This is a genomic window from Candidatus Aeolococcus gillhamiae (genome assembly GCF_016464765.1).
In the GTDB taxonomy this organism is placed as follows: Bacteria; Chloroflexota; Dormibacteria; order Aeolococcales; family Aeolococcaceae; genus Aeolococcus; species Aeolococcus gillhamiae.
In genome coordinates this window covers 1-20,983 of sequence record NZ_JAEKNS010000110.1, presented here as the reverse complement: position 1 = coordinate 20,983, position 20,983 = coordinate 1, and the positions used below count along the sequence as shown (strand labels likewise).

General features: G+C 69.3%; 23 protein-coding genes and 1 tRNA gene. 17 read left to right on the top strand and 7 right to left on the bottom strand.

Annotated elements, in window-relative coordinates; genetic code table 11:
* Positions 1-35 precede the first annotated feature (35 nt).
* Entirely contained in the window at positions 36-539 is a 504-nt protein-coding gene (locus tag JF886_RS10580) for a hypothetical protein (RefSeq protein ID WP_337312246.1), read from the bottom strand.
* A gap of 47 nt (positions 540-586) precedes the next feature.
* On the opposite strand from JF886_RS10580, the gene JF886_RS10575 reads away from it, so the two are divergent.
* Positions 587-1,513: a DMT family transporter gene (locus JF886_RS10575; RefSeq protein WP_337312244.1), complete on the top strand. Its 927-nt coding sequence runs from the start codon at positions 587-589 to the stop codon at positions 1,511-1,513.
* Between the two features lie 10 nt (positions 1,514-1,523).
* Here the strand turns inward: JF886_RS10575 and JF886_RS10570 are convergent, their stop codons facing one another.
* Positions 1,524-2,003 carry a hypothetical protein gene (locus JF886_RS10570; protein WP_337312242.1) on the bottom strand — a complete coding sequence of 160 codons (480 nt, stop codon included), beginning with the start codon at positions 2,001-2,003 and terminating at the stop codon, positions 1,524-1,526.
* A 199-nt stretch (positions 2,004-2,202) separates the two neighbouring features.
* On the opposite strand from JF886_RS10570, the gene JF886_RS10565 reads away from it, so the two are divergent.
* The 5 genes from JF886_RS10565 to JF886_RS10545 all read left to right on the top strand — a co-directional run bounded on the left by JF886_RS10565 (position 2,203) and on the right by JF886_RS10545 (position 5,511).
* Positions 2,203-2,278: transfer RNA gene (locus JF886_RS10565), tRNA-Ala, on the top strand.
* A 35-nt stretch (positions 2,279-2,313) separates the two neighbouring features.
* Positions 2,314-2,604 (top strand): hypothetical protein, encoded by a 291-nt coding sequence (locus tag JF886_RS10560; RefSeq protein ID WP_337312240.1) that lies wholly within the window; start codon positions 2,314-2,316, stop codon positions 2,602-2,604.
* Entirely contained in the window at positions 2,601-3,611 is a 1,011-nt protein-coding gene (locus tag JF886_RS10555) for an NADP-dependent oxidoreductase (protein ID WP_337312238.1), read from the top strand. Before JF886_RS10560 ends, JF886_RS10555 begins: the two co-directional genes overlap by 4 nt.
* Positions 3,612-3,652: 41 nt before the next feature.
* On the top strand, positions 3,653-4,129 hold the full coding sequence (locus tag JF886_RS10550) for a phosphate-starvation-inducible PsiE family protein (protein ID WP_337312237.1): 477 nt from the start codon (positions 3,653-3,655) through the stop codon (positions 4,127-4,129).
* Positions 4,130-4,206: 77 nt separating this feature from the next.
* Positions 4,207-5,511 (top strand): S1C family serine protease, encoded by a 1,305-nt coding sequence (locus JF886_RS10545; RefSeq protein WP_337312235.1) that lies wholly within the window; start codon positions 4,207-4,209, stop codon positions 5,509-5,511.
* A 17-nt stretch (positions 5,512-5,528) separates the two neighbouring features.
* On the opposite strand, the gene JF886_RS10540 is transcribed toward JF886_RS10545, so the two are convergent.
* Positions 5,529-5,897, bottom strand: a complete 369-nt coding sequence (locus JF886_RS10540) for a response regulator transcription factor (protein ID WP_337312233.1) — start codon at positions 5,895-5,897, stop codon at positions 5,529-5,531.
* Between the two features lie 64 nt (positions 5,898-5,961).
* Positions 5,962-6,054, bottom strand: coding sequence for a 30S ribosomal protein bS22 (locus JF886_RS10535; protein WP_337312231.1), 93 nt, complete (start codon positions 6,052-6,054; stop codon positions 5,962-5,964).
* 136 nt (positions 6,055-6,190) lie between these two features.
* Here JF886_RS10535 and JF886_RS10530 point away from each other — a divergent pair, with 136 nt between their 5' ends.
* Positions 6,191-6,754, top strand: coding sequence for a hypothetical protein (locus JF886_RS10530; protein ID WP_337312227.1), 564 nt, complete (start codon positions 6,191-6,193; stop codon positions 6,752-6,754).
* A 20-nt stretch (positions 6,755-6,774) separates the two neighbouring features.
* Here JF886_RS10530 and JF886_RS10525 read toward each other — a convergent pair whose 3' ends face one another.
* Positions 6,775-7,254: an HIT family protein gene (locus JF886_RS10525; RefSeq protein ID WP_337312226.1), complete on the bottom strand. Its 480-nt coding sequence runs from the start codon at positions 7,252-7,254 to the stop codon at positions 6,775-6,777.
* A gap of 50 nt (positions 7,255-7,304) precedes the next feature.
* Between JF886_RS10525 and JF886_RS10520 the strand changes: the two genes are divergently transcribed.
* Positions 7,305-9,356 carry a S9 family peptidase gene (locus tag JF886_RS10520; RefSeq protein WP_337312225.1) on the top strand — a complete coding sequence of 684 codons (2,052 nt, stop codon included), beginning with the start codon at positions 7,305-7,307 and terminating at the stop codon, positions 9,354-9,356.
* Between the two features lie 90 nt (positions 9,357-9,446).
* Here JF886_RS10520 and JF886_RS10515 read toward each other — a convergent pair whose 3' ends face one another.
* Positions 9,447-10,217, bottom strand: coding sequence for an ABC transporter permease (locus tag JF886_RS10515; protein ID WP_337312223.1), 771 nt, complete (start codon positions 10,215-10,217; stop codon positions 9,447-9,449).
* Positions 10,205-11,137 carry an ABC transporter ATP-binding protein gene (locus JF886_RS10510; protein WP_337312221.1) on the bottom strand — a complete coding sequence of 311 codons (933 nt, stop codon included), beginning with the start codon at positions 11,135-11,137 and terminating at the stop codon, positions 10,205-10,207. Before JF886_RS10510 ends, JF886_RS10515 begins: the two co-directional genes overlap by 13 nt.
* 126 nt (positions 11,138-11,263) lie before the next feature.
* Here JF886_RS10510 and JF886_RS10505 point away from each other — a divergent pair, with 126 nt between their 5' ends.
* The 9 genes from JF886_RS10505 (at position 11,264) to JF886_RS10465 (ending at position 20,903) form a co-directional block, all read left to right on the top strand.
* Positions 11,264-11,923 carry an SCO family protein gene (locus JF886_RS10505; protein WP_337312219.1) on the top strand — a complete coding sequence of 220 codons (660 nt, stop codon included), beginning with the start codon at positions 11,264-11,266 and terminating at the stop codon, positions 11,921-11,923.
* 4 nt (positions 11,924-11,927) lie between these two features.
* Entirely contained in the window at positions 11,928-12,575 is a 648-nt protein-coding gene (locus JF886_RS10500) for a hypothetical protein (RefSeq protein ID WP_337312217.1), read from the top strand.
* The gene (locus JF886_RS10495; RefSeq protein ID WP_337312215.1) at positions 12,572-13,429 is read left to right on the top strand and encodes a cytochrome c oxidase subunit II; all 858 of its coding nucleotides are present in this window, start codon (positions 12,572-12,574) and stop codon (positions 13,427-13,429) included. Before JF886_RS10500 ends, JF886_RS10495 begins: the two co-directional genes overlap by 4 nt.
* A gap of 35 nt (positions 13,430-13,464) precedes the next feature.
* Entirely contained in the window at positions 13,465-15,387 is a 1,923-nt protein-coding gene (locus JF886_RS10490; protein WP_337312213.1) for a cytochrome c oxidase subunit I, read from the top strand.
* Complete coding sequence (locus tag JF886_RS10485) at positions 15,384-15,977, top strand: 5-oxoproline transporter, DUF979 family subunit (protein ID WP_337312211.1); 594 nt, start codon at positions 15,384-15,386, stop codon at positions 15,975-15,977. The genes JF886_RS10490 and JF886_RS10485 overlap by 4 nt, the downstream gene beginning before the upstream one ends.
* A 20-nt stretch (positions 15,978-15,997) precedes the next feature.
* Positions 15,998-16,840, top strand: a complete 843-nt coding sequence (locus JF886_RS10480) for a cytochrome c oxidase assembly protein (protein WP_337312209.1) — start codon at positions 15,998-16,000, stop codon at positions 16,838-16,840.
* Positions 16,837-17,763 (top strand): heme o synthase, encoded by a 927-nt coding sequence (locus JF886_RS10475; protein ID WP_337312207.1) that lies wholly within the window; start codon positions 16,837-16,839, stop codon positions 17,761-17,763. The genes JF886_RS10480 and JF886_RS10475 overlap by 4 nt, the downstream gene beginning before the upstream one ends.
* 14 nt (positions 17,764-17,777) lie before the next feature.
* Positions 17,778-18,296 carry a TlpA family protein disulfide reductase gene (locus JF886_RS10470; RefSeq protein ID WP_337312205.1) on the top strand — a complete coding sequence of 173 codons (519 nt, stop codon included), beginning with the start codon at positions 17,778-17,780 and terminating at the stop codon, positions 18,294-18,296.
* Between the two features lie 81 nt (positions 18,297-18,377).
* Positions 18,378-20,903, top strand: coding sequence for a diguanylate cyclase (locus JF886_RS10465; RefSeq protein ID WP_337312203.1), 2,526 nt, complete (start codon positions 18,378-18,380; stop codon positions 20,901-20,903).
* Positions 20,904-20,983 lie beyond the last annotated feature (80 nt).

Below are 20,983 nucleotides of genomic sequence, written 5' to 3'. Positions count from 1 at the left end.
GCGACCACACCGCGGACAACAGACTCAGCCCAGGGTCAGCAGGCTCCCGGTGAGAGGGTGCATGTCGCCGCGAGGTAGGTGATCGCGGTCGACCCCGGGGTCTGCGCCGTGAACGTCAGTGTGTATGTCCCGGGGCGCGGGGCGGTCACCGACGACGGCACCGCGGGCGTCACCGTGATGTCGGACAGCAACGGTGCCGTGGGCGATGTCTCCACCGGCAAAGGAGGAATGCGCGCCCGTACGTGCAGCGACACCCGTTGCGAGACGCCGACGTTGACGCACGCAGCACTGCCCAGGTCCATCACCGCGGAGGAGGCGGGCACGGTGGCGAGCACACGCACGGGGATGACGCTGAGCGCTTGTGCAGCGCCGACTGGTGCGCGCGCAGCGGGCGACGGCCCCTGGCAGGGCGTCGCGGTAGCCGTCGCTGTCGCTGCCGGGGTCACGATCCCAGGCTGCGCCGGCTGTCCGCTCGCCGACCCGCAGCCCGCGACCGCCGCGGCCGCCACCCCCATGATCAGACGCCGACAGCGCCACATGCGATCAGTCTGACCCCTGGACTGCGTCATCGGGCATCGTACGAGGCATGGCGGTCACCGACGTTGAGAGGTTGGCGGCATCCGCGGGGTGGCGGCGGCGCGCCGGCGAGCGGCCCGTCCTCATCGCCGCGATCGGGGCGCTGTGCATCTCGTCCTCCGGCGTCCTCGTGGAGCTCGCCGCGAGCGGCGCAGCGACCACCGCCTTCTTCCGCTGCGCACTCGCCCTGCCTTTGCTCGTTCCGCTGGCGCTTCGCGAGCACCGCCGTCTGGGACCGCGAGCCGCGCGGGCACGAACGACGGCCGTCCTTGCCGGTGTGTTCTTCGCTGTCGACCTGGTCCTCTGGACCCACGCCATCAACGAGGTGGGCGCTGGCATCGCCACCGTGCTCGGCAACCTCCAGGTCGTCTTCGTGGCGGCCGCCGCGTGGGTGCTCTTCTCCGAGCGGCCCTCACGGCGGTTCGCCCTGGCGCTGCCGGTGATCTTCGCCGGTGTGGTGCTCGTCTCCGGGCTGGCGGGCCGGCCGTCATTCGGCGGCCATCCCGTCGAGGGAATCGTCTTCGGGGTGGGGACCTCGCTCGCCTACGCCGCGTTCCTGCTCATCCTCCGCGGCGCCACCGGTACCCCTCACGTGGCCGGACCGCTGCTGGATGCCACCGCCAGCGCGGCGGTGGGGTCGCTGGTGCTCGGCGCCGTCTTCGGAAGCCTGACGCTGGCGCCGCCACTGAGGTCACTGGGCTGGCTTCTGCTCCTGGCGGTGACCAGCCAGACGATCGGCTGGATGTTCATCACCTCGTCGCTCCCGCGGCTGCCGCGCGCGATCTCCTCGCTGATGCTGCTGCTGCAACCGGTCGCGGCGCTGGGCCTGGCGGCGCTGGTGCTGTCCGAACGGCCCACCTGGCTGCAGCTGTTCGGCGCGCTGCTGATCATCGGCGGTGTGCTAGCCGTGGCCCGCCACGCGACGCCGGCGGCATGACGCGGCGTCGCTACCCGAGCCGGTAGCGGCGCTGACCGTCCTCACCTACCCGGGTGGTTGCCCCCGCTCGCTCAGCGAGGAAGCGGACCGCGCGGCCGCCGACCGGCGCACCGGCGGAGGTGATCTCGGCGGCGATCTCCGCGGCCGTCGACTCACCCAGCTTGACGAGGACGGCGCGGACCACGTCCGCGGTCACCTCGGCTGGAGTGGCGCGACCCTTGGGGGCGTGGGCGCGGCGGCGGCGGCGGGGGGAGGCCGACTTGACCGCGGTCGTGGCGCGGGCGGCTCGCCGTCCATTGCCGGACGCGGAGCCGGCGGTCTCGAGGAGCGCCACGGCGTCTCTCACCTCGCGACGCAGCGCAGCGTTGTCGGCCCGCAGCTTGGCCACCTCGAGGACGAGTCCTTCGATGCGTCCAACCAGGCGTTGGGCAGCGAGAACCAGCGGCGATTGACGCTCGGCGGAGGTGGACGCGCGGTCGACCTGCAGCATGATGCCGTCGTTCTCCTTCTTTTTAGCGACAGCCGCCAGTCGGCGGGCCGCACGGCACAAGCTTGTGCCCGAAGGCATTGTGCGCGTTGGACAGGGGGGTGGGCAAATGTGAAGCGCGTTAACACATGTTTCGAAAGCCGCAGGCGGTCCTAGACGGCGCGGTTTGTCGGCGCTCACTACGCTGCTACCATCCGTCGGCGGGGCCATAGCTCAGTTGGGAGAGCACTTGCATGGCATGCAAGGGGTCGGGGGTTCGAGTCCCCCTGGCTCCACCAATGAGAGGAGTGATGGTGGTGCGAGGCCGGCGCCTATGACCGACACAGCGACGCAGATCTGCGAGCTGCTCCACGAGGCATCGGCGACGCACCACCGCGTCTTCCGCATCGTCGACGGCGATGACCCTGATTGGGCGTCGTGGTACGCGGAGTGGCTGATCGACCTCTCCGAGCTGCCCGAGCTGCTGGGCACGACTCCGGTGCGCAGCGAGCTCGTCTACATCCTGGTCGCGCTCGACAAGGAATACTCCGGCGGCGCGCAGAAGGCCGCCTGGGAGGACTTCTATGCACACCGCCTGATCGATCACTTCGTCGCGTCGAAATGACCCGGGGTCGCGAGGTCCACCTCGCCAGCCGTCCCGTAGGTGAACCGACCGTTGACAACTTCGCGCTCGTCGACGCGGAGGTGCGCGCCCCGAGCGACGGCGACGTGCTGGTCCGCAACTCCTTCGTATCGGTGGACCCGTACATGCGCGCCCGCATGAACGACGTGAAGTCGTACCTACCTCCCTTCGAGGTGGGCGAGGCGATGAACGGCGGCGCCGTCGGCGAGGTGGTCGAGTCGCGGTCGCCAGAGCTGGCGGCCGGTGACACCGTCCTGCACCAGAAGGGGTGGCGCGAGTACGCCACCGGCAAGGCGGGCGAATTCCGCAGGGTCGATCCGCAGCGCGCGCCCCCGTCGGCGTACCTCGGCGTGCTCGGCACGACCGGTTTCACGGCGTGGATCGGGCTCGTCGACATCGCTCAGATGAAGGAGGGTGACGTCGTCTTCGTCTCCGGTGCCGCCGGCGCGGTGGGAAGCGTGGCCGGGCAGGTCGCCAGGTTGCGCGGCGCCGCACGGGTGATCGGCAGTGCCGGCTCAGACGAGAAGGTGCGCCACGTCCTGGACGATCTCGGCTTTGACGCCGCCTTCAACTACAAGGCCGCCCCGGTGCGCCATCAGCTCCGCGCCGCCGCGCCCGAGGGCATCGACGTCTACTTCGACAACGTGGGCGGCGACCACCTCGAAGCCGCGATCAACGAGTTCAACGACCATGGCCGGGCCGCTCTGTGCGGGGCGATCTCACAGTACAACAACGTCGAGCCGCCGTCGGGGCCGCGCAACCTCGGGTTGGTGGTGCCGCGGAGATTGACGCTGCGTGGGTACATCATCCTCGACCACATGGACCGCTACGGCGCGTTCATCAAAGAGGTCGGTACCTGGCTGGCCAGCGGCGCGGTGCGCACGCGCGAGACGATCGTCGACGGCATCGAACAGGCGCCAGACGCCTTCATCGGGCTGCTGCGCGGCGAGAACACCGGCAAGATGCTGGTGCGAATTACCCCGCGCTGAGGTTGACAATTGGGCGGTACAGCCCGGCTAGCATCTCACCCGTGAACCCGCACGGCGCTCGGCGCAGAAACGGCCGCGCGCTCGCCGGTCTGGAGATGATCGAGGACGCCATCTACGCGGTCATCGCCGTCTTCCTGATCGGCAGCGGCGTCCTTCTTCTCCTCGGTGCCGGCATCGACATCAGCAAGACATTCGACATCAACAACATCCATCCGCTGGTAGTGCGCGTGCTCGACGAGACTCTCCTCGTCTTCATGGTGGTCGAGCTGCTGCACACCGTGCGTGTCACGCTGCGCGACCACACCCTCGCTGCCGAGCCGTTCCTCATCGTCGGCCTGATCGCCGGCGTGCGACGCATCCTCATCCTCACCGCCAGCAGCGACACGCTGCACAGCGGCCCGGACTTCGTCGTCTACTGGGTCCAGCTGCTCCTGCTGATCGTGTTGGTGGTGGCCATGGTCATCGCGCTGTTCATCTGGCGGCGCACGGCGTCGGGCGACACCCCCGCGGATCGCTGAGCGCGGGCGAGCCCGTCTCAGCAACCTCACAGCACTTCGTCAGTTTGTTGCAAGGCAGCGGGGGGCACCATAGCGTCGTGCAGAGCGACGGCCTCGACCCCAACACCACCTCCCCTCCCTCGTCCGGGGCCGCGCCGGCCGGGCCGCCCGCCAACGCCTGGTATGGCGCCGTGCCGCCCCCTCCTCCTCCCCCACCCCCGCTCCCGTGGGGGTTCGCCGGCGAGACCTCCTGGCAGCCGTCGCCCCCTCACCGTGCGCGTAGCCGCCGCGTCGTCGCTGGTGCGCTGGCCGGGCTGTTTGCGGTTGGCGTGGGCGCCGGTGTCACCGCCGCCCGGGTCACCTCGCCGTCGACGCCGAGCTCGACTACTGCTCTGATCCCTTCGGTCACCGTGCCGGGGGGCAGCATCGGAGGCGACACGGGCAACGCCACCCCGTCCACCGGCGTGCCGAGCGACACGAGCGGCGTCGCCGCCAAGGTCACTCCCGGCATCGTCAACATCAACGTCACGCTGTCGAGTGGCGGGGGCGCCGCCGGGACCGGCATGGTCATCACCTCGACAGGTGAGGTGCTCACCAACAACCACGTCATCGACGGCGAGACCAGCATCCAGGTGCAGGTGCCGAGCACCGGCACCATCTACAGCGCACACGTCGTCGGCTACAGCCTCACCCAGGATGTCGCGCTCGTGCAGATCGACGGTGGTGGCACCTTCCACACGGTCAGCCTCGGCAACTCGTCCACGGTGGCCCGCGGTCAGTCCGTGGTTGCACTCGGCAACGCGCTGGGCCGCAACACCACCCCCGCCGTCACCACCGGCATCGTCACCAACCTCAACCAGACCATCACCGCCAGCGACCAGAGCGGTGCCGACGTGGAGACGGTCAGCGGGCTGATCCAGGTCAGCGCTCCCATCCAGCCCGGTGATTCCGGAGGCCCTCTGGTCGACAGCTCAGCAGCCGTCATCGGCATGGACACCGCCGCCCAGTCAGCCGGGGGCCGCTCGTCGCAGCAGACCTCGACGGTCGCCTACGCCATCCCGATCAACAAGGCGATGACGGTGGTCAGGCAGATCCAGTCCGGGCACAGCACCAGTACCGTCCATGTGGGGAGCACGCGCGCCCTGCTCGGGGTCCAGAGCCAGGACGGCAAGGGCGGTGCCCAGGTTGTCATCGTCCAGGGCGGCAGCCCCGCGGCGGGCGCCAGCATCACGGTTGGCTCGCTCATCACCTCACTGGATGGAACCGCGGTGAGCAGCAGCAGCGCGCTGCGCAACACCATCGTCGCCCATGACCCGGGCTCCTCGGTGTCGGTCAGCTGGACGGACACGGCCGGCGCGTCCCACACCGCCACGGTCACGCTGACCTCGGGCCCCCCCGCCTGAGCTGAGCCGCGGACGGCTCAGGGGCCGATCAGCTTCTGGACCGCCTGGCCAAGCACCGGCAGGGTGAAGGGCTTCTTGAGCATCGCGTCGGCCCCGGCCAGGCGGGCGGCGTCCCCCTCCTCGCCGAGCGCGCTGAAGATGAGGATCGGCAGCTGGGAGGTCGCGAAGTTGGAGCGGATCCGCCGGCAGGCTTCGATGCCGTCGATGCCCGGCATCATGATGTCGAGGACGACTAGGTCGGGCGGAGGCTCGGCGAGGGCCTTCTCGACGGCGACCAGCCCGTCGGCCACGGTCTCCACCTCATACCCCTCCATGGTGAGGTAGCGAGAGACCAGCTGGGTGAGCCTGACATCGTCGTCGGCGACCAGGACGCGTGGGGCGGCCATGCGCGCAATGGTATGGGCGCCAGTGCTGATTCAGCGCCGCACGGCGCCTCGCCGTAGGTCCGGTCTAGCCGCGACGCTGCCAGCGAGTCTTCTTCAGCATCTTCTTATGCTTGTGCTTGCGCATCTTCTTGCGCCGCTTCTTGATCACAGAACCCACGAGGCCGGGACTATACCGGATCGCGCGCCCTGAACTCCCCGGACCTCGGCGCATCCGCCCGTCGCTGCGGAATCTGCACAGGTCCGTAACCGGGCAGGAACGGACCGGCCGCCCCGGCCGCGGCACCATTGCACTCATGAACAACTTCGCCTTCGTCGACGCAGCCGAGACAAGGGCCGCGCACTTGCGCGAGCTCAGTCACAACCTTCGCTCCCTCGAATGGACCAACGCCTCTCGGCGTGAGGTCGAACACGAGATCCCGGAGCTCGAGCTGACCATGGCCGTGTACCGCCGCCTCAACTCCGAAGGCGGATCGCTCGAGGACGGCGCCAAGACGTTCCTCAACAAGGCCGACGCGCGGGCCGAGCACCTGCGCCAGGTCACCCACCACATGCATTCCCTCGAATGGGTGCACGCCTCCTTGACCGAGGTCGAGAGCGAGATCCCCGAGCTCGAGCTCGCCATGGCCGTCTACCGCCGCCTCAGCGGCGAAGCCCATGAGACCGGAACACGCTCGCCGGCGAAGTCAGCGGCGCCCGCCCCCCCGGCTCGCCCCACTGCCCCTTTTTCGCCGCGTGAGGAGGATCAGACTGAAGCCGAGGGCGAACCGGCCCCGAGCTTCAGCCAGTTCGCCATGGCGCACCTCGATCCGTCAACCGAGACCGCCGACCAGGCGGCCGGTTCGAACGGCAGCGCCTAGCAGACACCCGGCCGCGAGCGCTAGGTGAGCGCGGCGAACGCTGTCCGCAGCCGAGCCGCGGTCGCCTCGAGGAGCTCCGGGAGCACCTTGGTCCGGCCGATCACGGGCATGTAGTTGGTGTCGCCGCCCCATCGGGGCACGACATGCAGGTGAACGTGTTCGATGCTCGCCCCTGCGGCGCTCCCGTGGTTGACCCCAACGTTGAACCCCTCCGGGTTCATCGCATCCTGGAGCGCCCGCATCGCCCGACGCGCGGCCACCATGAGCGCCGCCGCGCCACCGTCGCCCGCGGCGAGGAGGTCGGGGACGTGGTCGATCGGCGCCACCATCAGGTGCCCGGTGTTGTACGGGTAACGATTGAGCATGGTGACCGTGGTCGCATCGTGGGCGACGACCAGCTGGTCGTCCTGTCCAGCGGCGGCGGCGCAGAGGAAACACCCCGCCGCAGCGCCGGCGTCACTCACGTACACGCCCCTCCACGGTGCCCACAGCCGGTCCACGGCTGAGATCGTCGCACGGCGGCAGGGCCGCTTGAGTAGGGTTGGCGGCCGTGTCTGAAGGGCTCGACCTCGAAGCATTCCTGGCGATGCCGCGGCTGCTCAACCTGCACGTCAGCCCGGACGGCGCCCGGCTGGCGCTCACCATCCAAACCGTCGCCGCGGACGGCAAGAGCTTCGTGGGAGCCATTTGGGAGGTGCCCACCACCGGCGACGGCGCGCCGCGCCGGCTCAGCCGCAACGGTGCCGACGAGACCGCGCGCGGCTTCACCGCTGACGGATCGCTGCTGCTCACCGCACCCCGCCCCGCTGCCGATGGGGCGGACGCTGCACAGGCCTCCGGCGTCAGTGGTGAGATGACGACGGGCGGCGGCGCATCCCGCGAGCCGCACGCGCTGTACGTTCTCGGCCCTGGTGACGAGCGGCCGCGCCTCGTGGTGGCGCCGGGAGCGGGCGTCAGCGAGGTGCTCAGCGCGCGCCACTCCGCAACCGTGGTGGTCACCACAGCGATGCATCCGGGGAGTACGACGCTGCAGGAGGATCGGGCGCGCGAGCAGGCGCGCATGGACGCCGGCGTGCAGGCGCGGCTTGTCGAGCACTACCCCGACCGCTACTGGGACCATGACATCGGTCCCCGGCAGCCGCGTCTGCTCGCCATCGACCTCGACGGCACCGACATCGCCGAGCCACGCGACCTGACGCCCCGGCCGCCCTGGGCCGGCTGGCTGGAGGAGGTTCACCTGTCGCTGTCGGAGGACGGCTCGAGGGTGGCGTTCGGCGCGCAGCCGAATGCGGGCGGCCACTTCAAGACGGACCTGGCGATGGTGGAGACCATGACCGAGAGCGTCGTGCGGGTCCTAGTCGACGCGGATGTGCAGCACGAGGCACTGGCCTGGTCACCGGACGGTTCGACCATCGCGGTGGCAACCACGGAGATCGGTGCGCCCGACCGGCCGTCGCGGTTTCACCTCGTGCTCGTCGACGCGGCCACCGGCGCGGTGAAGGAGGTGGCGCCGGGGTGGGAAGAGCGGGCGCTCGAGGTGCTCTGGACGCGCCCCGCCGACGCACTCCTGGTCTGCGCCGACCAGCGCGGGCACACGCCGGTGTTCCGAGTCGGCCTCGACGGCACGGTCAGCCGCCTCACCGCGGCAGGCGCGTACCGCAACCTGGCGCTGGGACCGGACGGGGAAACGCTGTACGCCATCCGATCCCACATCGACGAGCCGCCCACCGCGGTCGCGCTCGACGTGCGCGGCTCGGATCAGCGCCCGCGGCCGCTGCCGAACCCCATCCCCACCACTGCCACAGGAACGCGGCTCGAGCAGATCACCAGTGCAGGTGACGACGGGGAAGCCATCCACTCGTGGCTGGTGCTGCCGCGCGCACCGGCGGAGACGCCGCTTCCTCTCGCCGTCCTGATCCACGGCGGTCCGATCAGCTCGTGGACGGGATGGCACTGGCGCTGGTCGGCGGCGCTGCTCGCCGCCCGCGGTTGGGCTGTGCTGTTGCCCAACCCGCGCCTCTCGACCGGATACGGCCACGACCTCATCGCCGCGGCGTGGACGGACTGGGCCACGCTGCCGGCCGGTGACATCCTCGCCGCCATGGACGCGATCACAGCTCGGGACGACATCGACGAAGGACGGATCGCCGCTTTGGGCGGTTCGTACGGCGGCTACATGGCCAACTGGCTGGCGGTCACCACCGATCGGTTCCGCGCCATCGTCAGCCACGCCGGCGTGTGGGACCTGGCGATGGAGCACGACACGAGCGATGTCGGTTTCTTCATGGAGCGGCAGTTCGGCGACCCGCGACGCGATGAGGACTCGTGGCGACACCAGTCACCGCACCTGCGCGCCGACGCCTTGCGCACTCCCATGCTGGTGATCCATGGCGCGCGCGATCAGCGGGTGACGGTGAGCAACAGTCACAGCCTGTGGCTCGCGCTGCAGCTGCGCAGCGTGCCCTCGCGGCTGCTCGTGTATCCCGATGAGAACCACTGGATCCTCAAGCCGCAGAACGCCCGGCTCTGGTACCAGACAGTGTTCGCCTTCCTCGACGAGCATGTGCTCGGCAAGCCCTGGGAGCAACCGCGGCTCCTGTGAGAACCGTCGGCGCAGGCGACTTCACGTCGCCGGAGCCGACACCGCTGAGCGGGGGGGTGCCCGAGGGGGGAACGCAGTTCCCCCTTCGCCTTAAGGGATGTCTCGGCGGATCGTGAGGATCCAGCCGAGCGCCGCGAACAGCAGGCCCCAGCCCAGGAGCAGCAGCCCGCCCTGCCAGTTGGGAAGGAGCAGGACCTGGTTCCTCGCCACGCCGGTGAGTGCATTCGCGGCCGCGCCCGGCAGGTAGCGGTAGCCTTCTTTGATGACAGGGATGACCGCGATCAACGGTTCCACGACGAACAGATACGCGAGCGTGGTGATCACCGCCGAGATCTGATTGCGAAAGAGCACGCCGACACCGACGCCAACCACTGCGAAGATGGCCACTGCGCCCAGTGCGCCAACCATGACCACGATCAACCCATTGGCCACCCAGGCGATGGCGATGCCCTTCGCCGACAGCCACGGAACGGTCACCGCCACCGCCACGGCGACGCAGGCAATCCCGTACAGCAACCCCACGCCCGCAGCGACCACCAACTTGGCGGCGATGACCCGAGCCCGTCGGGGCTCGATGAGGAACGTCGGACGCGAGGTGAAATGCCGATATTCGGTGGTGATCAGGATGATCCCGACCACCACCGAGAAGATGTAGCCGCTCACCGCCGACGACAAGACAGATCGCTGCGTCATCGGGTTGCTGAGCGGCGCTGCCGGGTTGTTGCGCAGCCCGTTGGTGGCGATCTGAGCGACCACGCTCAGCGCCGCCACAGCCATTGAGCCGAGCAACATGCCCCACCACAGCTTGATGGTTGCCACCTTGCGAAACTCCGAACGCAGCAGCGCGATCACCCCGTCCACCCCGGAGCCTGGTTTGCCGCGGGCGGGTCATCGGTCAGCTCGAGGAAGACCGACTCGAGGCTGGAGCTCTCTTCGCGCAGACCGTGCAGCTCGATTCCGGCCTGCCACGCTGCGTGACCGATCAGGGGCGCGGTGGCGCCGGCCACGCGCACGGCTGTGGCGCTCGGCGTGACCGTGAAGCCGAGTGGAGCGAGCGCCTGCACCAGCCGATCAGGCGTCGGGGTATCGACGAGGACCGCGGTCGTCCCCTTGCCACGCAGCTCCCCGAGCGTCCCTTCGTGCACCAGCTGGCCACGGGCGATGATCACCACGCGGTCGACGGTCTGCTCCACCTCAGAGAGGACGTGGCTGGAGACCAGCACGGTGCGTCCCTCATCGGTGGCGAGGTGGCGGAGGAATCCGCGCAGCCATACGATCCCCTCGGGATCCAGCCCGTTGGCGGGCTCGTCGAGGATGAGGATGCGTGGGTCGCCGAGTAAAGCGGTCGCCAGCGCGAGCCGCTGGCGCATCCCCAGCGAGAACCCCTTGACCGCCTGCCGTGCGACTCCCGCAAGGCCGACAAGCGCGAGGACCTCGTATGCACGCGTGTCGCTGACGCCGCAAGCGGCGGCGTAGACGCGCAGATGGTTGACGGCGGACCGGCCCGGATGGAAGCTGGTCGACTCGAGCACAGCGCCGACGACATGCGCGGGGTGTGAGAGCTGCGCGTACGGCACTCCGGCAACCGTGGCTGCTCCGGAGGTTGGCTGTGCGAGCCCGAGCAACACGCGCATGGTGGTCGTCTTGCCGGCGCCGTTGGGTCCGAGGAAGCCGGTGACGGTCCCGGGCTCCACCGTGAAGGTCAGATCCTCGACGGCGTGAACGGTTCCGAAGACCTTGGTCACGCCCGAGACCACGATCCGCCCGCCGCCGTCAGCCACGGCGGTCACTGTACCTGACGCTCTCGTCAACTCTCGACGGACCCGCGACTCCGGTAGGATGGTCAGTACGTTCGTTTCGATGTCGTTGGGGCGGTCGCCGTTTTGCAGAGGTGCCGAGACAGAGAAGTGACCACCGAGGGGCGTGACTCGTTCGCCCAAGTGATGGGCCGTCGATTCTCAACACCCCTGCTCGCAGTGAGTGGTCTGGCTCTGGTCGTGGGCCTCGTCGGCACGGTCGCGGTGAGCCGCGTGCTCACCCACACCGCCGTCGCGGCGGCGCCGGCGGCGGCGCAGTACCTGCCTCCGGTGTCACGTCAGCCCGAGGTCGCGCCCGACTTCACGCTTCCCGACCAGGCGGGCACGGCCGTCTCGCTCTCGTCGCTGCGCGGCAAGGAGGTGTTGATCACCTTCATGGATCCGCAGTGCACGGCGCAGTGCCCGATCATGGGACAGCAACTGGGCAGCGTCGAAGCGAACCTTCCCGCCAACGTCAGGCCCGTGCTTCTAGTCGTCAGTGTCGCAGCCGGCCGCTCGGCGGCCGATGTCGCGCACTTCACCTCGCACGTCAGCTGGCAACCCGGGTGGCATTGGCTGCTCGGCGACCAGGCACAGCTGCGGGCGGTGTGGGCGACGTACCACATCGCGGTCCAGCCCACCAGCGGTGACGTCCTCCACGACCAGTCGCTGTACGTCGTCAATCCGCAAGGCCTGATCTCTGTGGCCTACAACGCCCCGCTGCCGATCGCGGCCGTCGCATCAGCCATCACCGCCCATTCATCGAGGTGACGCCATGAATCGCAGAGGCGTGCTGACCGTGGTCGCCTTCCTGGTTGCGGGGGGGGCCATCGGTTCCTTCGTGGCCGCCTGGATGCACAACTCGCCGACCCCGATCACCGCGGTCGCCTCCGGTCAGCAAGGCGCCGATGGCGGGCCCATCGTCGACATCAAGGTGAGCACCGTGGCCGCAGTCATGCAGGGCGACCATCCGAACTGGGTGGGGTACCTCCCGACCACGTTCTTCAAAGTGCCGCCGAACGCGACCGTGCGGATGACCATCGACCAACAGGACACGCCGACCGGACTGCGCAACGAGTACCTCGGTCTGGTGCGCGGCACCATCGGCAACTCGATGACCGTGTACACGTCCGACCCCTCAGCCGGCGGGGTGACCGGCAAGACCATGCAGGCGATCGACCCCACCCTGGCGGCGCACACCTTCTCGGTTCCCGACCTCGGAGTGAACGTCCCGCTGCCGGGTGTCGATGCCAGCAACCCCAAGAACACTGACAACTTCGTTCAGTTCAGCTTCAAGGTCCCGGCATCAGGGATCTACCACTGGCAGTGCTTCGTGCCCTGCGGCGCCGGCACGCTGTACGGCCTGGGGGGCCCGATGCAGACACTCGGCTACATGGACGGCCAGATCGAGGTGGGACCGTGAGCGACCCGGCCAACCGGCGCCTGGTCATCAGCCTCGCCGTCATCTGGGTCGTCGTCGTCGCCGCCGGCACGGTGCTCATCGCGGTGCTCAACTTTCCGCCTCAGGCGTCGTCCAACGTCTCCAAGAGCATCCAGGACACGATCAGGCTGATCACCTGGGCAGCGTGGCCGATCTTCACGCTGACGATCGTGGGCGTGGTCGGCACCGTCCTGCTCAGCCGCCGTCATCCCAACGCCCCGCCGGCGTCAAACGACAGGATCCGCGGCAACCCGCGCCTGGCGGGGACATGGATCGGGATCGTCACCGCCATCGTGCTGGCCCTTGGCATCGTGGGGACGCTGACGCTCTCCAACGAGGGCACCGCCGAGGTCTTCGGGCTGGAGGGCCGCGCCACGGCCAACGGGGCCACCGGCGGAGTTGCGGAGACGACCCCGCTCGAGGTCCAGGTGATCGCCCAGCAGTGGCAATTCACCTACCGGTACCCAACCTTCGGAGGCATGGAGAGTCCGCACCTGGTGGTCCCGGTCAACCGGACCATCGACTTCCATGTCACGTCGCTCGACGTCACCCACTCCTTCTGGCTGGCAGCGCTCGGTATCAAGGCGGACGCGGTGCCCTTGCACGACAACACCTTCGACCTGACGCCGACACAGGTGGGGACGTATCGGGTGGTGTGTGGCGAGCTCTGCGGTCTGTGGCACGGATCGATGGACGACAACAGCGCGCAGGTGATGAGCGCGGCTGACTTCACGGCCTGGGCACAGCAGCAGCAGGCTGCGGACGTGCCGATCATGAAATTCCTGCCGCCCTACAGCCACACCTACCAGCCCGCTCCGTCTGCATACGGGACCTGAGAGACGCTCCCGATGCGTGACAACGAGGGATTGACATGACCACCATGGCGGCTGCACCGGCTGCTCCGCGGCCACGCCGGCTCTCGGAGGCGCTTGCTCAGTGGGGCGTCGTCCTCGGGATCGTCGGCGCCTTCGCGGGCTTCATCCTCGGTGCTCAGATCGGTGAGCACCTGGTTCCTGCTGACGCCAACTCGAACAACTCCAACGCCGCGCTGATCATCGGCTACGTGGGCAGCGCCGTGGGATTCCTGGCGGGCATGGGATTCTTCAATTACCCGATCGCCCGCCTGCTCGGCCTGCGCCGCCCGACTCCGGAGGACGAGGCTTTCCTGTACGGCGAGGAGGGCGGCTGGAAGCGCTATTTCCGGCTCAACGTCGACCACAAGGTGATCGGCGTGCAGTACCTCGTGGTGATCCTGGCGTTCCTGTTCATCGGTGGGCTCGGGGCCATGTTCATCCGCGCGGAGCTGCTCCGGCCCAATCCCTCGACGGCGTCAGCCGAGTCCTATCTCACTGTGGTCGGACTGCACAGCGTGATCATGATCTTCATGGCCTCGGCCGCCATCATCGGGCCATTCGGCAATTACTTCGTGCCGATCATGATCGGAGCCCGCGGGATGGCGTTCCCGCGCCTGGAGGCGCTCACCTTCTGGCTGCTCCCGCCGGCGGCGCTGATCCTCCTCTCCAGCATCTTCGTCGGTGGTTTCCCCACCGGCTGGACCGGCTACGCGCCGTTAGCCGACGAGGCGGTGCGCGGCATGGATGCGTACCTGGTGGCCTTCGGCCTGATCGGCATCTCGATCTTCCTCTCGGGGCTGAACATGATCGCCACGGTGATCACGCAGCGAGCACCGGGGTTACGCATGACCCAGCTGCCAATCTTTGTGTGGGGCGTGTACGTCACCTCGTTCCTCGGCATGCTGGCCGCGCCGGTGCTGGTGGCGGTGATCGGCATGGAGGTGCTCGACCGCATCGGCCGGGCCACCTTCTTCGTCCCGGCCGGCGGGGGCAGCCCCTATCTCTGGGAAAACCTCTTCTGGTTCTTCGGTCACCCGGAGGTGTACATCTTCATCCTGCCCGCATTCGGGCTCATGCTCGAGATGCTTCCCGTGTTTGCGCGCAAACCACTGTGGGGTTATCGCGTCGCCATCGGCGGGATGATCGGGGTCGGCGTGCTCAGCTGGTTCGTCTGGCAGCACCACCTCTTCGTCAGCGGCATCGCGCCGAGCCTGCGCCCCTTCTACACCTTCTCCACCGAGGCTATCTCCATCCCGACCAGCATCGTGTACCTGGTCGCGATGGGGACGTTGTGGAGAGCCCGGGCGCGGTTCACGGTGCCGATGCTCTTCGTCATGGGATTCCTCTTCAACTTCCTCATCGGTGGTTTCACCGGCGTCTTCCTCTCCGACGTGCCCAGTGACTTCCAGTTGCACGCCAGCTACTTCGTGCAGGCGCACTTCCACTACACCATCATGGGAGCGGAGGTTTTCGCCCTGATCGGCGGCATCACCTTCTGGCTGCCGCGCATCACTGGACATGCGCTCAACGAGCGGCGCGGCAAGATCCAGTTCTGGGTGATGTTCCTCAGCTTCAACGGCACATTCCTGTCGCTGATCGCGGTCGGCATCCTCGGCATGCCCCGGCGGGTGGTCAGCTACGACCCAGGGTTGCAGGGGCTCAATGTGGCAGCGTCGTTGTTCTCGTTCATCCTCGGCGCCAGCATGCTGTACTTCTTGGTCATGCTGTTGATGGACACCATCGTCAAGCCGGCGCGGGCGCGCGTCGCCAACGTCTGGGAATCGCGCGGCAACGAATGGCGCATGCCCACCCCGATTCCAGTGCACAACTTCGAGTCGCCGCCGCAGCACTGGGGACTCTCCTACGACTACGACCGTGACGATCCCAAGCCCGCGGTCCTGGGTGGCGGCATGACCATGCCCGAGGGGGTCAGCGAATGAGCACCGACACATCGCTCGTGTACCAGACCGACGAGAACACCCAGCGGCGGACGTTCCTGGTCGGCGTCCGGCTCTTCCTCGCGGCCAACACCATGTTGATGCTCGCTATGCTGTTCGCCTACCTGTACCTGCGCGCCAACAACAACGGCGGCATGTGGCGTCCCGACGGCATCGGCGACCTTTCCGGCTTGGGAATGGCCATCATCCTGGTGCTCCAGGCAGCCTGTCTTGTGGCCGTCATCGCGGCGATCGGGTTGTTCCACGAAGACCGCTCGACTCACCGCGTGGTGGGGGTGATCGCCCTGCTCCTGGCGCTCGCTGCCGGCGTGGGGCGGGTCTGGTACCAATACCACCTCGGCAGCGGCTGGGTGATCAACCACGGCACCTACACAGCGGTCACCGAGATGTGGTTCGGCATCCTCATCATCGAAGCGCTGGTCGGCGTTCTCTGGCTGTTCACCGTGGTGCTCCCCGGTCGACGCGCTGCCCATCCACTGGTGGCGGCGCGCCAGCTGCGCGGCTTTGCCGAGTACTGGGGCTACCTGCTCGTCGTGTCCACCCTCGTCTTCCTGCTCGCGCGGCTCGTCTAGAGCCCCGAGGCTGACCGGCCATGGATGTCCTGCGTTCGCTGTTCGGCGGATGGTACGCGGAGCCCGTCCCGCTGATCGCTGCGGCTGTTGCTGTGCTCCTCTACGACCGAGGCGCGCGGCGGCTGGCGGCGACGGCACCGGAACGCGCGCCCACCGCGGCGCAGAAGGCCTTCCTCGCCGCCGGCGTGGCCGTCATCCTCGTCGCGCTTCTCTCACCGCTCGACGAGGGGGCGCTGCGCCTCCAGTGGGTGCACATGGTCCAGCACGTCCTCCTGCTGGTGGTGGCCGCACCGCTCATGGTGCTCGCGCGTCCGTGGGAGACGGCGCTGGAAGCGCTGGGAACCCATCTGCGCGCGTTGTTGAGGAAGCCGCAGAGCGTGCTCACCACGCATTCGCGTCGCACGCTCGCCTCCTCTGCGGCGGTGATCATGTTCGTGGGGGTCATGTGGCTGTGGCACATCCCGGCGCTCTACAACCTGACGCTCCGTGACGAGATGGTGCACAACCTCGAGCACACTGCTTTCCTGGCTGTCGGACTGCTCTTCTGGACCGCCGCGCTGCCACGGGCATCCGCCGAACCCGCGCTGGGCATGATCGGCCGCTCGATCGTGGTGCTCGGCGGCCTGGTGGGCAGCTGGTTGCTGGCCGTGTACATCGGCTACGCGCCCGCCGTTTTGTACGCCTACCCGGGGGGCGGCACGCTCAGCGCCGGCGCGGATCAGCAGCTGGCGGCGGGCGTGATGTGGGTGCCGGCGAGCATCCCGTTCGTCGCCGCCATCGTCTGGATCATGGCGCGCTGGTTCGAGAACGACGCACGTCTGGCCGCAGCCGAGGCCCAGGCGGGCGCCAAGGTGCGCGCGTGAGCGCGCGCGCCGGAGCACGGCCCGCAGCGGTGCGGCTGCCGCTGGGCGCACCGGTGTCGCGTGCGCGTACCGTGGCCCGCGACCTCGTCAGCCTCACCAAGCCGCGCATCATCGTGCTCCTGCTGATCACCGAGCTCACCGCGATGGTGGTGGTGGCGCGAGCGCTGCCCAGCCTGCGCGAACTGTTCGCCGCGCTGGTCGGCGGATTCTGCGCCGCCGGCGGCAGTGGTGCGCTCACCTGCTGGTGGGATCGGGACATCGACTCCGTGATGCGGCGGACCGCCAGTCGGCCACTTCCCAGCGGCCGGTTGCGCGCGTGGCACGCCGTGGTGTTCGGGCTTGTCCTCAACGCCGTGGCGGCAGTCGTGCTCTGGTGGGCTGCCAGCGCCGCAGCGGCTGGGCTGGCGCTGCTCGGAACCGCCTACTACGTCGGTGTGTACACGATGACGCTGAAGCGGCGCACGTCCCAGAACATCGTCATCGGTGGCGCCGCCGGGGCCGTCCCGGTGCTGGTCGGCGCGGTGATCGCCACCGGTCGCATCAGCTGGCTGGCCGTGGTGCTGTTCGCCGTCGTGTTCCTGTGGACGCCGCCGCATTCGTGGGCGCTGGCCCTCGTGTACCGCCGTGACTACGCGGGCGCCACGGTGCCGATGCTGCCTGCCGTCGCCAGCGAGCGCGCCACCCTGAGGGCGATCCTCGCCTACCTGCTGGTGCTCGTGCCTGTCAGCCTGCTGCCCGGCCTGGCTTTCGGTCTCGTCTACGCCGTCCCCGTCGCCGGCCTCAACCTCTACTACCTGGCGCTGGCGGTGCGCGCGCTCCGCGGTGGCACCGTGCGCGGGGTGGCCCGCCTCTTCCACTACTCGCTGCTCTACCTAGCCGCGGTGTTCGCGCTGGCCGCCGCGGCCGCGCTGCTGGGCGGCTGACGCCGGCTCCGCGGGTGCGGCTGGCTCGGCAGCTCTGCTTGGTCGCCGCACTCGCTGTGGCGGGATGCGGCAGCGCCGGCGGCAGCGCGGCCACCCCGCGTGTCGGCGTGCATCCCGGCGACACCGCACCAGCGCTCGCCGGGACGTCCCTGGAGGGACATCGGCAGTCGCTGGCCGCGCTGCAGGGATCGGTGGTGGTGCTGGTGTTCTGGGCGTCATGGTGCGCGCCCTGCCAGGCCGAGCAGCCGGCGGTGAACGCGCTGGCCCGGCAGGAGGTCGCCCGCGGCGTCCACTTCCTCGGGGTCAGCGTCGACGTCAATCGCGGGGCGGCCCAGGCGTACGTCGCCCGCTATGCGGTCCCCTACGACAACCTCATCGACGCCCAGCAAACCGTCGTGGTCGACTTCGAGGTCGCCGGTCCACCGACCACCTTCGTCGTCGACAGGACCGGGCAGGTGGCCGCCGAGCTGGTCGGTGAGCTGAGCCCCGACAACCTCCGCGCCCACATCGCGTCGGCTCTCTCCAGCCACTGACGACGGCGCGCGTGCCGATCCGCCGCCGGGACGCGACGGGTTCGTCACGGCCCGCAAATGGGGCCCGACCACACTGATCGCGTGCGCCTTTCCGACGACCCGCGCTTGACAACCCTCACACGCCTGGGACAACGCCTGCCCGGGATCGGAAATGCGGAGGCGGCCGCGCTCGAGGTGGTCCGCGCCATGGCGCCCCTGGGCCTCGCTGGCGCAGTGGCCACCATCCATGCGGACGTGGCGGTGATCGTGGCCATCAACGTGCCGTCCGAGCTCGGTCTGCGGCTGCCGGCGAGTTTGGCGACCCGCCTGGTCGGGATGAGGATCCCGCTCGAGGGCGTCGATGCCTTTCGCCACCCCGTGCACCTGCGCTCCGCGTACCACGGACCTGCGGGAGCGGTCGCCACGCTGCGCAGCCTCAACTCCGCGTCGGATCTGACTCAGTTCCTGCCTAGCCCGGGCGACGAGGGCGCGGTGATCTCCGTCCCGGTGATGAGCCGCGATCGGGTTTCGGCGGTGGTCGCGGCCTGGGGCCCCGGAGTCTCCGACGAGATGGTGCCGACCATCGAGGCGGCCGCAGCGATGCTCGCGGCCGCCTGGGCCCCCGACCGCCAGCCGGACGTGGAGCGGTTCCCGACGCTCACCCCGGCGCGCCCCAACGCCCGCCTGCGCCGGGTTCTCGACTCCCTGCTCATGGACAACTCGATCGCGGCCGCGGTGCAGCCGATCATCCGGCTGCACGATCGCAGCGTCATCGGCTACGAGGCCCTGGCGCGCTTCCCTCCGCGCGCCCAGGTGCGCACCCCCGACGAGCTGTTCGCGTCGGCCTCCTCGCTCAACATGCAGGACCGCGTCGACCTCGCCTGTCTGCGCGCAGCGCTCGCCGAGGCACCGAAGCTGGGGGAGGCCGATCTCTTCGTCAACGTCCTGATCGGCACCCTGCTCGACCGAGCCGGCATGGCGGCGCTCAACGACGCCGTCCGCGAGGCCGGAGTCGATCCCCGCTCGGTCGTGCTCGAGTTCAGCGAGCGCGAGCCGGTGACCGACCTCGCCCGTCTGCAACGGATCGCCGCCGAGGTCCGCGCCGGAGGCTTCCGGATCGCCGTCGACGACGCCGGCGCAGGGCACGCGAGCATGCGCGTCATCGCCGAGCTGCGCCCGGAGTTCATCAAGGTCGACCGCTCGCTGATCCATGCCGTCGACTCGGACCGGGCGCGCCGCGCGCTGGTGGTGGCGCTGCTCTCGTTCAGCGGCCACATCGGCGCCCGGCTGATCGCCGAGGGCATCGAGACCGAGGCCGAGCGGGAGATGCTCTCCACGCTCGGGGTCATGTTCGGGCAGGGGTGGCTGCCGGGAATGCCCGTGCTCACCGCGGCGCTCGACGGCCACGACAGAGTCGAGGTGGTCGACGCGGCCTGGTTCGCGCGCCAGCACGTGTCGCGTACCCGGGAGATCCTTCAGCCCGACACAGCGGGTCCCGGCGACGCGCCGAGTCTCCGAGCCGCCGCACCGCCCTCACTGCGCGGACGCGGGCTGCCGCGAGCGCTGAGCGCCGCTGCCCTGGCACTCCAGAACGAGCACGACCCGGTGCGCATCGTTGGGGTGATGGCCGAGCTGATGCTCGGGGTGGTGCCGGTCAGCGAGATGGCCATCTTCGCCGCCGACTACGAGACCCACCGCATGGTGCCGATGTACGCCACCGGGACCGACCGCGACGAGCTGCTGGCCGACAGCTTCTCGCTCGACGCGGGGCTCACCGGGTGGGCCTTCGCGAGGGGCCGGCCGGAGAACGTCCCCGACACGTCCAAGCATCCGCTGGCCCGGCAGGTCCCCGGGACGCCGGTGGTCGACGAGTCCCTCCTGCTCATCCCGCTGGTCGCCGGCGAGCACAAGCTCGGCATCATCAACTGCTGGCGGCTCGGCCTGGGTCAGTTCAGCGACCGGGAGGTCGAAGCTGCCTCACTCTTCGCGCACATCGCCGCTGCGGCGTGGAGGAACGCCCAGCTGTATTCGGAGCTGCTCAGCGCGGCCATGACCGATCCACTGACCCGCCTGTACAACAGCCGCTGGTTGCGAGACACCGGCGAGCGCGACCTCCTGCGAGCCGCACGCGAGGGCAAGCCGCTCTCCCTCCTGCTCATCGATCTCGATCACTTCAAGAGGGTCAACGATGGTGGCGGCCACGCCGCCGGCGACCTCGTGCTCCAACGTGTGGCAGCGCGCCTGCGCTCCACCGTGCGGGGCATGGACGCCGTGGTGCGGCTCGGGGGCGAGGAGTTCGTCGCCCTCCTCCAGGACTGCGACGCGGATGGCGCGGCGGTGGTCGCCGAGGCGGTCCGCGTGGCCGTGCGGGACATCGCCCTCCCCGAGGGCTGCGGCCTGCCGCGTCTCACGGCCTCGATCGGCATCGCCGCCTACCCCGAGCACGCCGGCGACCTCGAGCCTCTGATCGCGGCGGCGGACCGGGCCATGTACGTCGCCAAGCAGGGCGGCCGCGACCGCATCACGCGGGCGGCGGCGCCCGCGGACACCAGCACCATCGTGAACCTGCGCAAGCGCCGCCGCCGCCGCCCGGCAGCGACGAGACCCGTCGTCCTTCGCGTGGAATAGCGAGGGGGAACTCAATTCCCCCCTTCGCCCCAGTGGAGCGGGGGGGACTCGAACCCCCGACCTCTGCCGTGCGAGTGTAC